The 14,677-nt window shown below is 31.7% G+C and carries 13 protein-coding genes; 7 read left to right on the top strand and 6 right to left on the bottom strand.

Annotated features, from left to right (window positions below):
- Positions 1-137 precede the first annotated feature (137 nt).
- Together B4J88_RS09660 and B4J88_RS09665 are read right to left on the bottom strand one after the other, a co-directional pair.
- Positions 138-2,333, bottom strand: a complete 2,196-nt coding sequence (locus B4J88_RS09660) for a B12-binding domain-containing radical SAM protein (RefSeq protein WP_291067468.1) — start codon at positions 2,331-2,333, stop codon at positions 138-140.
- A gap of 59 nt (positions 2,334-2,392) precedes the next feature.
- Positions 2,393-3,343, bottom strand: a complete 951-nt coding sequence (locus B4J88_RS09665) for a M20/M25/M40 family metallo-hydrolase (RefSeq protein ID WP_291067470.1) — start codon at positions 3,341-3,343, stop codon at positions 2,393-2,395.
- Positions 3,344-3,564: 221 nt separating this feature from the next.
- On the opposite strand from B4J88_RS09665, the gene B4J88_RS09670 reads away from it, so the two are divergent.
- The 5 genes from B4J88_RS09670 (at position 3,565) to B4J88_RS09690 (ending at position 7,063) form a co-directional block, all read left to right on the top strand.
- Entirely contained in the window at positions 3,565-4,128 is a 564-nt protein-coding gene (locus B4J88_RS09670; RefSeq protein ID WP_221855759.1) for an RNA polymerase sigma factor, read from the top strand.
- Positions 4,121-4,948: a hypothetical protein gene (locus tag B4J88_RS09675; RefSeq protein WP_219034596.1), complete on the top strand. Its 828-nt coding sequence runs from the start codon at positions 4,121-4,123 to the stop codon at positions 4,946-4,948. The genes B4J88_RS09670 and B4J88_RS09675 overlap by 8 nt, the downstream gene beginning before the upstream one ends.
- A gap of 22 nt (positions 4,949-4,970) precedes the next feature.
- On the top strand, positions 4,971-5,780 hold the full coding sequence (locus B4J88_RS09680; protein WP_038330640.1) for a hypothetical protein: 810 nt from the start codon (positions 4,971-4,973) through the stop codon (positions 5,778-5,780).
- Positions 5,777-6,502, top strand: coding sequence for a hypothetical protein (locus B4J88_RS09685; protein WP_291067472.1), 726 nt, complete (start codon positions 5,777-5,779; stop codon positions 6,500-6,502). The genes B4J88_RS09680 and B4J88_RS09685 overlap by 4 nt, the downstream gene beginning before the upstream one ends.
- Before the next feature lie 96 nt (positions 6,503-6,598).
- A complete protein-coding gene (locus tag B4J88_RS09690; RefSeq protein WP_286495493.1) occupies positions 6,599-7,063 on the top strand; it encodes an OsmC family protein in 465 nt (154 codons plus the stop codon).
- A 41-nt stretch (positions 7,064-7,104) separates the two neighbouring features.
- On the opposite strand, the gene uvrA is transcribed toward B4J88_RS09690, so the two are convergent.
- Both uvrA and B4J88_RS09700 read right to left on the bottom strand, forming a co-directional pair.
- Positions 7,105-9,906 carry an excinuclease ABC subunit UvrA gene (uvrA, locus tag B4J88_RS09695; RefSeq protein WP_291067474.1) on the bottom strand — a complete coding sequence of 934 codons (2,802 nt, stop codon included), beginning with the start codon at positions 9,904-9,906 and terminating at the stop codon, positions 7,105-7,107.
- Between the two features lie 153 nt (positions 9,907-10,059).
- On the bottom strand, positions 10,060-10,398 hold the full coding sequence (locus tag B4J88_RS09700; protein ID WP_180906674.1) for a hypothetical protein: 339 nt from the start codon (positions 10,396-10,398) through the stop codon (positions 10,060-10,062).
- 155 nt (positions 10,399-10,553) lie between these two features.
- Between B4J88_RS09700 and B4J88_RS09705 the strand changes: the two genes are divergently transcribed.
- A complete protein-coding gene (locus B4J88_RS09705) occupies positions 10,554-11,528 on the top strand; it encodes a bile acid:sodium symporter family protein (protein WP_291067478.1) in 975 nt (324 codons plus the stop codon).
- A complete protein-coding gene (locus tag B4J88_RS09710) occupies positions 11,509-12,600 on the top strand; it encodes a DUF3810 family protein (protein ID WP_291067480.1) in 1,092 nt (363 codons plus the stop codon). Before B4J88_RS09705 ends, B4J88_RS09710 begins: the two co-directional genes overlap by 20 nt.
- Before the next feature lie 32 nt (positions 12,601-12,632).
- Here the strand turns inward: B4J88_RS09710 and B4J88_RS09715 are convergent, their stop codons facing one another.
- On the bottom strand, positions 12,633-13,301 hold the full coding sequence (locus tag B4J88_RS09715; protein ID WP_280061376.1) for a head GIN domain-containing protein: 669 nt from the start codon (positions 13,299-13,301) through the stop codon (positions 12,633-12,635).
- Positions 13,302-13,388: 87 nt separating this feature from the next.
- Positions 13,389-14,630, bottom strand: a complete 1,242-nt coding sequence (pepT, locus tag B4J88_RS09720; protein WP_115000674.1) for a peptidase T — start codon at positions 14,628-14,630, stop codon at positions 13,389-13,391.
- Positions 14,631-14,677: the final 47 nt, after the last annotated feature.

Raw genomic sequence — 14,677 nt, forward strand, 5'->3', positions numbered from 1 at the left:
TTATAGAAACTAAAGAACTAGATTCTATACCAAAGAATGTTTAATTCTGATGATTCTTTAAAATCATTTAATCAAAAATGATACAAATTCATATCTACTAAAAAAAAAACCTTGAATAATTCAAGGTTTTTTTATGTTTATACAATCAGTAAAACTGTTTCTTTTAATTTTTCGGCTTGTTTTGAATAAATAAAAATCTCAAAATCGGTTTGTATTTTTTCTTCAAAACTTTGTTTCATTTGTTGATAGGAAACTGCTTTTGGACTTTCTTTCAAGTATTGAATAAAATCAACCAACCATTCGCTAATCTCTTTGTCTACAACAATTTCAAGATAATCTTGTTTGGTATGAAATTGTAAAACTGCATTCTCAAAAGTTTTTCCTTTTTTTGTTTTCGTTACAAATTCTATTTGTGGTCTACCTCCTAACCAAACTACTTTTTGCGTTGGTTTATACATTACAAAAGTTTCATTATTCAAAACTGTTTCGATATAATTTGGTTGAATTGACGTTCTCGGAACTTTAAAATCAAACCACTCATTCAGCGACAACTCAAAACCAACACCGTGCATATAGTTAAACAATGATTTCTTTAATCCATACGAGAACTGATCATGAATTAAACCTGATTTCTCTTCGTGAATCATATCATTATTTGCAAAAGTTCCTAATTCGGTGCTATGATTAATCACTTGATATTTCTCTGGATTCAACCCAACTGGACTATGTGCTGTCATCGCAAATTGATGCCAAAATCCTGATTGAAGAATTCCTAATTCAAACATTTGACGCACCATTTCCAAACTATCAATGGTTTCTTGCTTCGTCTGTGTCGGAAAACCATACATCAAATACGCATGTACCATAATTCCAGCTTCAGTAAAATTACGATTCACAATTGCAACTTGTTCCACGGTCACACCTTTATCAATTAGTTTTAACAATCGATCCGAAGCTACTTCCAAACCACCAGAAACCGCAATACAGCCCGAAGCTTTTAGTAATCGACACAAATCGTAAGTAAAACTTTTCTCGAATCTGATATTTGTCCACCACGTTACGGTCAATTTTCTTCGAAGAATTTCTAACGCAACTTCTCGCATTAATGCTGGTGGAGCAGCTTCATCAACAAAATGGAAACCTGTATTTTGAGTAGTTTCAATCAACTCTTCCATTCTGTCCACAATTTGTTTTGCCGCAATTGGTTCATAAATCTTAATATAATCTAACGAAATATCACAAAACGTACATTTTCCCCAATAACATCCATGTGCCATCGTCAGCTTGTTCCAACGTCCATCACTCCACAAACGATGCATTGGATTAACCACTTCGATGACAGAAATATATTGATCTAATTTGATGTCCGTATAATCTGGCGTTCCAACTTCGCTAAATTTATAATCACGAATAGTTTGATTGTTAATATAAGAAACTTGTTGATTTTGAAGTGCAAAAGTTCTTTTTAAATCAGAAATTTCAACTTCTTGATTGATATATTTTAACAATTGTTCAGTTGGCGCTTCACCGTCATCTAATGTAATAAAATCGAAAAACTCAAATACTCGTGGATCGCTTAAAGAACGTAATTCCGTATTTGGAAAACCTCCGCCCATGTCCACCACAATTTCAGGATAATTTGCTTTAATATATTGCGCACAACGGAAAGCCGAATATAAATTTCCTGGAAAAGGAACCGAAAAACCAATCATTTTTGGATTCGTTTTCTGAATTAATTTCTCTAATTCCGAAAGTGTAATTTTATCAATATAAGTTGGGGCTTTCTGTAATTCTTGATACAATTCATCAAAAGAATTTGCCGATCTTCCTAAACGTTCAGCATAACGAGAAAAACCAAAATTTTCATCAACAGCTTCAATGATTAAATCCGATAAATCTTCTAAATATAGCGTTGCCAAATGCTTCGCTTTATCTTGAAAAGACATCGAACCAAAAGCCCATTCCAAATCTTCAACTTCTGCAAAACGAGAAGCTTCTGGTAAATATCCATCTTGAATAATTGAATCAGCTAAGGTCGAATTTTTTCCTTGTAAAAATCGGATAACAGGATCAATAGTTGCGATATATTCGTCGCTTAACATCACCATTCTTTTACTATTATCACCTAATTCAATCTCTTGATTTTGAATAAATTCAAATAAATCAATTAAACCTTTTCTTGAAAATAATTGTAAGATAACATCTAAACCTAAATCAGCTTGAAAAGTTGAATATGAAAGTGTGTTTAGAAATCCTTTTAAATAAACTGTTCCAGGATATGGTGTATTTAATTGCGTAAAAGGTGGTGTGATTAATAAAAGATCCGTTTTCAATCGTTGAAATTTGTTGCAAAAATACGGATTGAAAAAAAATAATTTTAGATTTTTATCAATTATTTTTCAGTTTTATCAGTGCTTCTAAACGGCATCGTTTCAATTTTAAAACTTTCCTCAATCACAGCTTTTTCGAGATTAAGAATTCCTTTCAACGATTCATAATCTACTTTATCTGCATCGTCAGTTGGTTTGTGATAATCGTCGTGACCGCCTGTATGGAAAAATAAAACTGGAATATCTTTCTCATAAAACGAAGTTTGATCCGAACCGCCTCTACCTTCATAACCTGTATAAAATTTAACAAAATCAGTCGGATTAATTTCATTAAAAATTGTTTCGAAAGTTGGAGAAGTTCCATAACCTATAATTGAAACGCCAGATTCTTTGTTCAAACGACCAATCATATCCATGTTTAACATCCAATGCACTTTCGATAAATCATACGTTGGATGTTTCACAAAATAACGTGACCCTACCAAACCTAATTCCTCTGCACCAAAAGCAATGAATAGAAAATTAACAGGTTCTGTCACTTTATTTTTACTGTAAAATCTTGCCAATTCTAACAAACCAGCAACGCCAGAAGCGTTATCATCAGCACCATTGTGAATCATTCCATAACTATCTTTCGCCAAAGAACTTCCTTGCTTTCCTTCTCCCAAATGGTCGTAATGTGCACCAATCACAATCGTTTTCTCCGCTTTATTATCTAAAAAAGCAATCACATTTTTTGCAGAACGAATACTGTCAACAACTTTTACTTTTTTTACCTTCGCCTCAAATCCTTGAAAATATCCATCTTCTCCTAAAGGTTGAAGTTTATATTTTTTGAATTCTTTTGCAATATATTTTGCAGCTTTCAAATTTTCTTCACTTCCAGTTCCTCTTCCTTTCATTTTGTCATCAGCCAAAAAATAAACGTGTTTTTTAAGATTTTTGACTTCAATTTCTTGCGCAAAAGACTTGGCTCCTACAACCAAAGATAAGATGATAACTATTTTTTTCATATTCAATTTCGACTAACTATGTGTCTAACAAAAATAGAAAAATAATCAAGAATATAGATGAATAGGATAATTTTAGAAATTTAATTTTGCTTATTATCACTGAAAATCAGGGTGAATAATTCAATAATTGTTAAATTTCAAAAACTTTTTTAAAAATTGATGCAACATTCAAAAACTTGCTGCGTCTATACAATAGAAACAACAATGAAACCTTGAAAATTTTGGAGAAAGAAAATTTTTCAATAAATGATAAACAACTATTAGATTGGTGCGAATCTGGTGTAGAGGCTGGCTATACTCAGCTCTATCATCGCTATTCGAAATCAGTTTACAATTCTGTTTATCGTTTGGTCACAGAAGTTTCTGATGCGGAAGATTTGACACAAGAAATTTTTATTTCACTTTTCTCTGATATTCAAAAGTTGAAAAACATCGAAAATTTGGGTGCTTGGTTCAGTAGAGTTGCGATTAATAAATCAATTTCACATTTACGAAAAAACAAAGTTTATTTTTCTGATGTTGCTGGAGCAAATATTATTGATGACAGCGAAGAAAGCATGGAAGAAAAACAAATGTTGGATGGTAAAATTGAAGAATTGCAACAAGCAATTGAAGAATTACCAACGGATACAAGAACAATTGTGAATCTATTTCTGTTCGAAGACATGCCGCAAGAAGACATTGCTCAACTTTTGGGATTGAGCCACAACACGGTGAGAAGTAAATATCATCGTGCAAAAAAGAAAATTTACGAAACCTTACAACAAACCGTTTGCAATGAATGATTCTTTAAAAAAACATATCGAAAAAAACAGAGAAGCCTTTGAAAACAAAGAACCTTCTGCAGAATTATGGAAAAGAATTCAGGCTGAGATTCCTAAACAGGAAGAAAAAACTTTGGTAATTGAACAGCCTAAGAAATGGAGAATTCAAAATTGGAGTATTGCTGCTTCTGCGCTTGTTTTATTGAGTGTTGGTGGATATTTTTTATTAAAAAATGATCAAGTAAATTCACCAAAAACAATTGAAATTGTAAAAGAAAAGCAGGTTAAAAAAGTAGAAGAAATTCAACCAGAAATTGTTCATCCAACTGAAATTAAAACTGAACAAAATAAAAAAGAAATTCAGTTTGTAACAATTCAGAAAGAGAAAAAAGTTGAAAAAATTGTTCAACCAAAAGAAGAACTAATTGGTATAGATGAAGCACTTAAAAATGAAATTTTAAGTTCATTAAATGATCAAGAATCAACAAGTAATCGTATTGATGCAATTGCAAAAATAACTGATTTACCAAGTATTGATCACAATTTGAAAGAGAGTTTATACCACTTAGCTTTAAATGACAACAATACAATTGTGCGACTAAATGCACTCGAAGCGCTTGCTTCAAAATTACCTAAATCGGACGTTTCAAAAGAGTTAACAGACATTTTTATGAAACAAGATGATCCGATGGTACAAATGGAATTAATAGGAATGATTGCGCATATCAATAACGATCAAATCGATTTGAAATTAACAAATAAATTACAAGAAATGGTGTTGGATCCTACAACAAAACCGTTTGTGAAAGACGAAGCGTACGCGGTTCTTTTTAGAAAATAATAATTAACAAAAAAATCAAAAAATGATAAGAAAAATATTTTTGGTAGCTGCATCTTTTATGATGATGTCTACGTACACTTTTGCACAAAATGAATCGAAAAGTGCGAATGAAGATAATTCGAAAACGTACAAATTAGCTGTAAGTAAAGGAAAAATGAACCTTGATCTTGGACGAGTAACAGTAGAAGGTTACAACGGAAACGAAATTGTTTTTTCTACAAAAACAAGATCGCGAGATAATGACGAAAGAGCAAAAGGATTGCGCTCGATCAACTCATTAGGACTTGAGGACAACACTGATTTAGGAATAAATGTTGTAGAAAAAAATGGTATAATCGAGGTAAAACAACTACAACAAATGACACCTCCAAATATCAAAATTTTAGTTCCAAAAGGTGTAACAATTTCATTTAATCATCAATCTCAATTTGGAAGTACCATTACATTCAAAAATATCGAAAACGAAGTTGAAGCAACTGCAAGTTACAACAATGTAGTGTTAGAAAATGTAACAGGACCTGCAACAATCAACACGATTTATGGTTCTATCGATGCTAAATTTAGTCAAAATGTAAAAGGTCCTTTGTCGCTTGTATCTATCTATGGTCACGTGGATGCTTCAATTCCGAAATCATCTAAAGCAAATGTAAAATTAACAACTTCGTTTGGTGATATTTTGATTGCACCTGAATTATCGTTAAAATTAGAAACAGTTGATAAATCATCTGAAATGATAAAAATTAACAATCAAGCAACAGGAACATTAAATGGCGGAGGAACAAGTTTCCTTTTCAGATCAGATTATAGTAAAATATATTTGAGAGCGTTATGAGAACAGTAATTTTATCTTTAGCAGTGGGCTTATTGGCAAATTTATCAATCGCTCAAACAAAAATTCAGAAGAATTTTTCAGTTGAAAAAGGTCAAGAATTAACATTAAAATTTGATTATCCACAAATCGTTAAAATCACAACATGGAAACAAAACGAAGTGAGTATCTCTGGAAATGTTAATATCAATAATGGTAAAAATGACTCGAATTTCAACTTAACTGAAAGCAAAAACAGTCAAGGAAAAACCATCGAAGGTAAAGTTGTAAAACTAGAAGATATTCCACATCAGGTGACAGCGACTTTTGGTAGTGAGAAAAAACAATTTCAAACCAAAGAGGACTATCAAAAATATATTGATGCAAATGACATTAAATCCTCTTCGGTTTCTACAGGTGTACAAATGGATATTACATTGGAAATCAAAGTTCCTGAACATATGAAAACGACTATCGAATCAACGTATGGAACAATTGAAGTTATCAATTTTGATGCACCGATTATTGCACAATCAACATATGGAAGTGTAGATGCAACAATGAATGCAAAACAAATTGGAGAAATAAAAGTGGAAACTTTTTTTGGGAAGATGTACACGAATCTAGATTTTGCAATCAAAACTATAAAATCAGATAATTTTCATTCTGTAATTGCAGCAAACGTAGGTAAACAGCCATTGCAAGAATTTTCTTCGAAATATGGAAATGTCTATTTAAGAAAGTAAATAGTAGATAAATTATAACATTTTTTGAAAACACAATTGAGGATTCTCAGTTGTGTTTTTCTTTTAGAAAAGATTATTTTTGATAAAAATTAAGCCTTGAATCATTTATTTAAAGTTGCCCTAAATTGGATTAAGAAAGAGCCTCAAACAGATTCTTCAACCAGAATTTATACAAAAAGTCATTACATTTCGATTGAAGGAAAACCTGATTTAGAAGTTTCTGCTGCGAAAACTTTCAAAGGTGATCCAAACTTATACAATCCAGAAGATTTGCTTTTGAGTAGTTTGACCTCTTGTCACATGATGTCGTATTTATATTGTTGTACACAACATAAAATCGAAGTAATTTCTTACCAAGATCATTCGGAGGCCACATTGCAAGTGAATCCTGATGGAAGTGGAAAAATTATAAAAGTAGATTTATTTCCTGAAATCATTATTTCTAATTCATCACAAATCGAGTTGGCGCTTTCACTTCATAAAAAAGCAAACGAATTGTGTTTTATTGCGAATTCGTGCAATTTCCCTGTTTATCATCACCCAAAATGTAACGCAAAATAAAACCGAACTAAACTCGGTTTTAATAATTTATTTTATTTCTGTTATAATTTCTCTTTTAAGAATTGAGCTGTGTAGGACTCTTTTACTTTGACAATCTCTTCTGGCGTACCTTCGGCAACCAAATAACCGCCTTTCTTCCCTCCTTCTGGACCAAGATCAATCACCCAATCGGCAACTTTGATAATATCCATATTATGTTCGATTACAAAAACCGAATGTCCCAAATCAATCAAAGCACGTAATGCTTTAATCAACTTCTGAATATCATGGAAATGCAGACCTGTAGAAGGCTCATCAAAAATAAACAAGGTTTTATTTGTCGTTTCTCCTTTCGTCAAGAAAAAAGCCAGCTTCACACGTTGTGCCTCTCCACCAGAAAGCGTATTCGACGATTGCCCAAGTTTTACATAACCCAAACCAACATCTTGTAATGGTTTCAGCTTTTCGACAATTTTATTTTGTTGATGCGTTGCAAAAAAGTCAATTGCTTCATCAATTGTTAGATTTAAAATATCTGAAATCGATTTTCCTTCGAATTTAACTTCTAAGATTTCTTTCTTGAAACGTTCGCCATGGCAATCTTCACAAACCAGCTCTACATCAGCCATAAACTGCATTTCGATGGTAATCGTTCCTTCTCCTTTACATGTATCACAACGTCCTCCATCTACGTTAAACGAAAAATGTTTTGGTTGAAATCCCATCACTTTACTCGCTTTTTGATTAGCAAATAAATTTCGTATATCATCGTAGGCTTTTACGTAAGTCACAGGATTAGAACGCGAAGATTTTCCAATTGGATTTTGATCGATTAACTCAACACCTTCTAATTGTTTCAAATCACCAACTAACTCATCAAAATCACCGATTTTATTTCCAAAAATCTCGAAATGACGCTGAACGGCTGGTGCTAAAATATCTTTCATCAACGTCGATTTTCCTGAACCCGAAACTCCTGTAATCACAGTTAATTCGTTCAAAGGAAATTTAACATCAATATTTTTTAGATTATTTTCTCTTGCTCCAATAATTTTTAGATAATTAGGAGATTTTAGACGTTTTTTAGGAACTTCAATTTCTAATTTTCCGTTCAAATATTTAGATGTTAATGTATCACCTTTTAATAATTCATCATAGGTTCCTTCAAAAACTACTTCACCTCCATTTGTTCCTGCTTCAGGACCAATATCGATGATATAATCGGCAGCTTTCATAATATCTTCATCATGTTCTACCACAATCACTGTATTGCCTAAATCGCGTAAACGATGTAAAATCGTAATAAATTTCGCTGTATCACGCGAATGTAAACCAATCGAAGGCTCGTCTAACACATACATCGAACCAACCAAACTACTTCCCAAAGAAGTTGCTAAATTGATACGTTGTGATTCTCCACCAGACAACGTATTCGAAGCACGATTTAGCGTTAAATATTCTAAACCAACATCTAACAAAAACGTTAAACGCGACTTAATTTCGTATATAATTCGACCCGCTATTTGCTGGTCATATTCATTAAATGTAATACTTGTGAAGAAATCATTCAACTCATTCAAAGGTAAATCAACCAAATCATTAATTGATTTATCTGCAATTTTCACGTAATTTGTTTCTTTACGCAAACGCTTTCCTTTACAAGTCGGACAAGTTGTTTTACCACGATAACGCGACAACATTACACGATATTGAATTTTGTATGTATTCTCCTCAACCATTTTGAAGAAACCATCCAATCCTTCCCAATCATTATCTCCGTGCCACAAATAATCTTTTTGCTCTTCGGATAACTCAAAATAAGGTTTATGAATTGGAAAATCTACTTTTTGAGAAAGTTTGATAAAATGATTTTTCCACTCACCCATTTTCTCACCTTTCCAAGCTACAACTGCATCTTCGTAGATTGACAACGATTTATTTGGAACGACAAGATTTTCCTCAACTCCGATTACTTTCCCATAACCTTCGCAAGTTGGACAAGCCCCATAAGGATTATTGAAACTAAAGAAATGAATCGTTGGTTCATTGAAAATCAGACCATCTGATTCGAATTTATTAGAAAAATATTTTACCGAATTATCTTCTGCATTTACAATCGCTATTTCTCCTTTTCCTTCGAAAAAAGCTGTCTCGATAGAATCTGCCAAACGATGATAAAAAGATTCTTCATCTTCTGTTGGCAAAGCGATACGATCAATGACAAGATGAACATCATTTTCGGGTTGAGGTTCGAAATTAAATGAAATTAAATCTTCAATTTTCACTTGATTTCCATCGACACTCAAACGTGTAAACCCCTGTTGTTGAAGAATATTCAAATGCTCTGCAAACGAACGTTCCTCTGGCACAACCAATTTTATTTGAAGAATAAATTTAGTTTCAGCCCCAAAAGTTTGTAAATAATCAATCGCATCCGTTACCGAATCTTTTTGAACTAATTCTCCTGTAATCGGCGAATATGTTTTTCCAATTCGTGCGTACAACAACTTTAGATAATCATAAACTTCTGTTGTTGTCCCAACTGTAGAACGTGGATTTGTTGAATTTACTTTTTGCTGAATCGCTATTGCTGGTGCTATTCCTTTGATATAATCAACTTGCGGTTTATCTAATTTTCCTAAAAACTGACGTGCATAAGACGACAAACTTTCGACATAACGACGCTGACCTTCCGCATACAGCGTATCAAAAGCCAAAGTAGATTTGCCAGAACCAGACATCCCAGTAATCACGACCAATTTATTTTTTGGAATCGCTAAATCAATGTTTTTTAAGTTGTGCAATTTTGCACCTTTAATCAGAATAAATTCTTTCGGATCAAGTTGATTGATATCTTTTTTCATCGTGGCGCAAAGTTAAGTTATTTTAGAAAGTTAAACTTAATTACCACAGAAATTAGTCATATAAAATATAACGAATAAAAAAGAATAGATTTAGTTAAAATATAAAAGCGCATCAACATGTTGACGCGCTTTTTTCAATAAAAAAATAAAAATTTATTCCTGAAATAATAAATAATTTTCTTCGTTTAACTCTTGGTATCCAACATCGTACACATAAAAAATCGTGCCGTTTTTTGATTCATCTACATTTGTAATGTACTTAAAATCAAAGTTTCTCAAACTCAATTCGGTTTTATTTACCGAACGAATTCCTTCATCTAATAAAGTTTTCAATATACGATTATTCTTTCTTAATCTGTTATTAATATTACGAACAATTTCAACTTTATCTCGATTAAGATTATTATTATAAGAATTACGACAAAAATCATTGCAGAACTTTTTGTCTTTTCGACCAAATAGTGTTTGGTTGCACTGTAGGCATGTATTCATAAGTTAGTTTTAAGGTATGTAAGTACAAATATAAAAAAAAGTTATTGAATTTACAAATAGTTAACGTTATACAGTTACTGTGTTTAAGTAAAGTCATAAATATTTAATAAATGTTTATAATCTTATTTATTATTTTTGTTTAAATTTTATTGATTTTGAAAATTTTAAACAAATTACCCGACCCTTTTATTCTATTTTTATTTCTAGCCATTGTTGTTGCCTATTTTTTCCCTGATATTAGTTTGTGGTCTTACAAAGATTTTAATCTGAACACAGTAATTGATATTGGCGTTATTCTAGTATTCTTTTTTTATGGGTTAAAACTTAATTGGAAAGAAGTTTTCAAGGATTTAGCAAATTGGAAAATGCATGTCTTGATTCAATCCATCACATTTATATTTTTTCCATTATTAGTCTTGTGTTTCTATCCTTTCATAAAAAATTACCCAATTTATTTTACTCTGTATGTCGCAATATTTTATTTAGCCGCGTTACCAAGTACAGTTTCTTCGTCAGTTGTAATGGTTTCTATTGCGAAAGGAAATATACCAAGTGCTATCTTTAACGCAAGTATTTCTGGACTAATAGGTATTGTTGTTACACCGCTTTGGATGAGTTTGTTTTTATCAAAAAGTAATGGTGAATTTGATTTATTAGGAACTTTTTTGGATTTAGTTCTTAAAATTATTTTACCTGTTTTTATCGGAGCTCTTCTTCAACCTTATTTAGGGTTCTTTTACAATAAATATAAAAAGCAATTCGGTAATTTAGATAAACTAACCATTGTACTTATTGTTTACAACAGTTTTAGTCATACTTTTTTGGATGGATTATTTACAAAATTAGGCGTTCTTCCGTTGTTGGCAGTTTTCATAATTGTAGTTGCGTTATTCTTTTTCTTTTTCAAACTTTCAAAATGGATTGGTAAGAAAATGAATTTTAATCGAGAAGATGATATCACAATTCAATTTTGTTCGACTAAAAAATCATTGGTTCATGGCTCGGTAATTGCAGCGGTTATTTTCACGGGAGATATCGGTATTTATTTGATTCCGATTATGCTTTACCACACTTTTCAGTTAATTTATATCAGTTATATCGCCAATCAATATGCTAAAGAAGTTGAATAAAACTTATCGAAGTATCCTTATCTTTCTATTTCAAATTATTTTATTTTCGGTACTATTTTCAATAGAAAGCGTTGATGATTTTATCGTGAATCATCTTACATTTCCAATTTCAGGATTTATTACAAGAATAACAAATTCAGTTCATTTTCCTGTTGGAGAATTATTTTATTTAATCATTGGAATAATCGGTTTTGTACTGATTTTTAAATTGATTCGAAGTTTTTTTAAATCAAAAGAAAAAGTTTCGCATTCAATTTATTACATTATGATTTTTGTAAATTGTATTTACTTTATTTACACGTTTGCCTGGGGCGTGATGTACAAAAAAGAAACATTAACGATTGACAAAGAAAAAATCGTTATTCAACCTAAAATTCTGAAAAAAATCTATTGCTACGAACTTGATAAAGCAATATCAGCAAGAAATTTAATCGAACACAATGATTCGACAACAACGATAAAATTCAAATCAGATTTAGAAGAGTATAACCAAGAGTTTTTTGCTTTACAATCTCAAGTAAAAAATATAAAATGGTTGAAAAATTATCGATTATTAAATGATACACATTACAAATTATCTTGGATTTCGGAAATGCAAAATTATATGGGAATTTTGGGGTACTATAATCCTTTTACGGTAGAAGCAAATCTGAATCGATACAATACAAATTTGAAACAACCTGCTACGCTTTTTCACGAATATGGGCATCAAATGGGATTTGCATCAGAAAGTGAAGCTAATTTTTTGGCTTATTATTTAGGCACAAAATCTAAAAATCCTGAAATTAATTATTCTGTTTATTACAAAAGTATTTACACACTGTTAGGCGCTATTTACAAATCTGATCCGTATTTTGTGAAAATGGAATTGGATAATATGCATTCTAAAATAAAGCAAGACAGAAAAGCCGAATTAAAACATTATTTGAAATATGAAGGCGCTACGAGCGATACTTTTTCTGAATTAAATAATCAGTTTTTGAAGGCAAATAATCAAGAAGGAACGATAAGTTATAGCAAATATGTCGAATTGATTTACTTGTTGTATCAAACAAAAAAAGCAACGAATTAATCGTTGCTTTTCTATTATTGTTAAAGTTTTAATTATTTAAAATTAATTTTTCCGCCAGCTAATTTTTTCTGATTACGCTGCGTTGGATTACCATAAATATCAATCACTCCACCTGCTCTAGTTTTTGCTTCTACAGATTTCTCTGCTCTCGCTTCTATTACACCACCAGCATTTGTTGTTAAACTTGCTGTATCAGAATTTAATGTTTTCGAATAATATTTTCCTCCAGAATTTGCAATTACAGTCTGAAATTCTGTATCACCAGTTAAAATTACTTCTGCACCAGAATTTATTTTGACTTCTAATTTTGATGTTTCGATTGGTAATTTGATAGATGAACCTTCGTTAGACGTCAAATACAATGCTTGCGATTTTACGACATCATCAGAATAAATGCGAGAACCTTGACTTGCCTGAATTTCGTATAACGATTTGTAATAAACCTTAACCGTTGCTTCTCCTCCTTGCATCAATTTGGTTCCTGTCATTTTCAATTTCAGTTCACCTTTATTATTCTCAACTTGAACATCACTTGCATTAACTCCATCTATTTTTACTAAGTTTTCATTTGAAGAAATTAATTCAACCGGAATTTTATCATAAACTTTTAAGATATTAAAATCTCCAACATTTATCTCTTCTTGCGCAAATGCAAAAGTTGAACAAAATATAGCGGCTGCTGACAATACGATATTTTTCATAAAAAAGTTTTCTAATTTGATTTGAAATTACACAAAATTTAAACCAAAAAAGAAAACTTAAGTTATTTTTAAGATATATTGTAAGAATTATTTCGCTCCTTCAGCTGTTAATTCTGCAATACGTACAATAATTTCTGTTGCTTTTTCCATAGATTCTACTGGTACATATTCGTAAGGTCCGTGGAAATTGTGACCTCCAGCAAAGATATTAGGACAAGGTAATCCCATAAAAGATAAACGAGCACCGTCTGTACCACCACGAATTGGTTTGATATTTGGTGTAACTCCACAGTCTTTCAAAGCTTGTTCTGCGATTTCAACTGATTGAAATTTCTCTTTTACTTTTTCAATCATATTAAAATATTGATCAGAAACTTCTGCTGTAATTACTTCATGATCAAAGCGCTCTTGAATATCAGCAGCAATTTGTAAGAATAAAGCTTTACGCGCTTCATATTGCTCCATATCGTGATCACGGATAATGTACACCATTTTTGCTTCAGATACATTTCCTGTGATTTTAGCTAAATGGAAGAATCCTTCACGACCATCAGTTAATTCAGGAACTTCGTCGTTTGGTAATTGTGCAGCAAACTCCATCGCAATATTAGATGCATTAATCATCTTATCTTTTGCATAACCTGGGTGAACAGATTTACCTTTGATTGTAACAATTCCAGATGCAGCATTAAAGTTTTCGTACTCTAATTCTCCAATTTCAGAACCATCCATTGTGTAACCCCATTCAGCACCAAATTTCTCTACATTAAAGAAATCTGCACCGCGACCAACCTCTTCGTCAGGTGTAAATCCAATAGCAATACGTCCATGTTTAATTTCTGGATGAGCAATCAAATATTCTGCAGCTGTTACAATTTCAGCAACACCAGCTTTATCATCAGCACCTAATAATGTTGTACCATCAGTTGTAATGATTGTTTGACCTTTATATTGAGATAATTCAGGGAACTCGTTTGGTGATAAAATCATTGATTCGTTCAATTTGATATCTCCACCATCGTAATTTTCCCAAATTTGAGGTTGTACATTTTCTCCAGAAAAATCTGGCGATGTATCCATATGAGAAACAAAACCAATAGTAGGCACTTCGTGATCAACTGTAGAAGGAACATATCCAAAAACATACCCGTTTTCATCTATTGAAACATCTTCTAAACCGATTTGTTTTAACTCTTCAACCAAATAATTTGCTAAATCCCATTGACGGTCTGTACTTGGAAATTTATCTAAAAAAGCTTCACTTTCAGTGTAAGTTTTAACATATTTCAAAAAGCGTGTTACCAACTTTTCTCTCCATTCTGTTTGCATTGCGTTTTAATTTTTGTCAAAATTACTAAATTATCTACCTTTAAGGC

The organism is Empedobacter sp. UBA5036, assembly GCF_002415215.1.
GTDB classification, from domain to species: Bacteria; Bacteroidota; Bacteroidia; order Flavobacteriales; family Weeksellaceae; genus Empedobacter; species Empedobacter falsenii_B.

Coding starts and splice junctions, on each gene's coding strand:
- B4J88_RS09665 (WP_291067470.1), bottom strand. CDS start 3,343: ATGAAAAAAATAGTTATCATCTTATCTTTGGTTGTAGGAGCCAAGTCT.
- B4J88_RS09675 (WP_219034596.1), top strand. CDS start 4,121: ATGAATGATTCTTTAAAAAAACATATCGAAAAAAACAGAGAAGCCTTT.
- B4J88_RS09680 (WP_038330640.1), top strand. CDS start 4,971: ATGATAAGAAAAATATTTTTGGTAGCTGCATCTTTTATGATGATGTCT.
- B4J88_RS09685 (WP_291067472.1), top strand. CDS start 5,777: ATGAGAACAGTAATTTTATCTTTAGCAGTGGGCTTATTGGCAAATTTA.
- uvrA (WP_291067474.1), bottom strand. CDS start 9,906: ATGAAAAAAGATATCAATCAACTTGATCCGAAAGAATTTATTCTGATT.
- B4J88_RS09700 (WP_180906674.1), bottom strand. CDS start 10,398: ATGAATACATGCCTACAGTGCAACCAAACACTATTTGGTCGAAAAGAC.
- B4J88_RS09710 (WP_291067480.1), top strand. CDS start 11,509: ATGCTAAAGAAGTTGAATAAAACTTATCGAAGTATCCTTATCTTTCTA.
- B4J88_RS09715 (WP_280061376.1), bottom strand. CDS start 13,301: ATGAAAAATATCGTATTGTCAGCAGCCGCTATATTTTGTTCAACTTTT.
- pepT (WP_115000674.1), bottom strand. CDS start 14,630: ATGCAAACAGAATGGAGAGAAAAGTTGGTAACACGCTTTTTGAAATAT.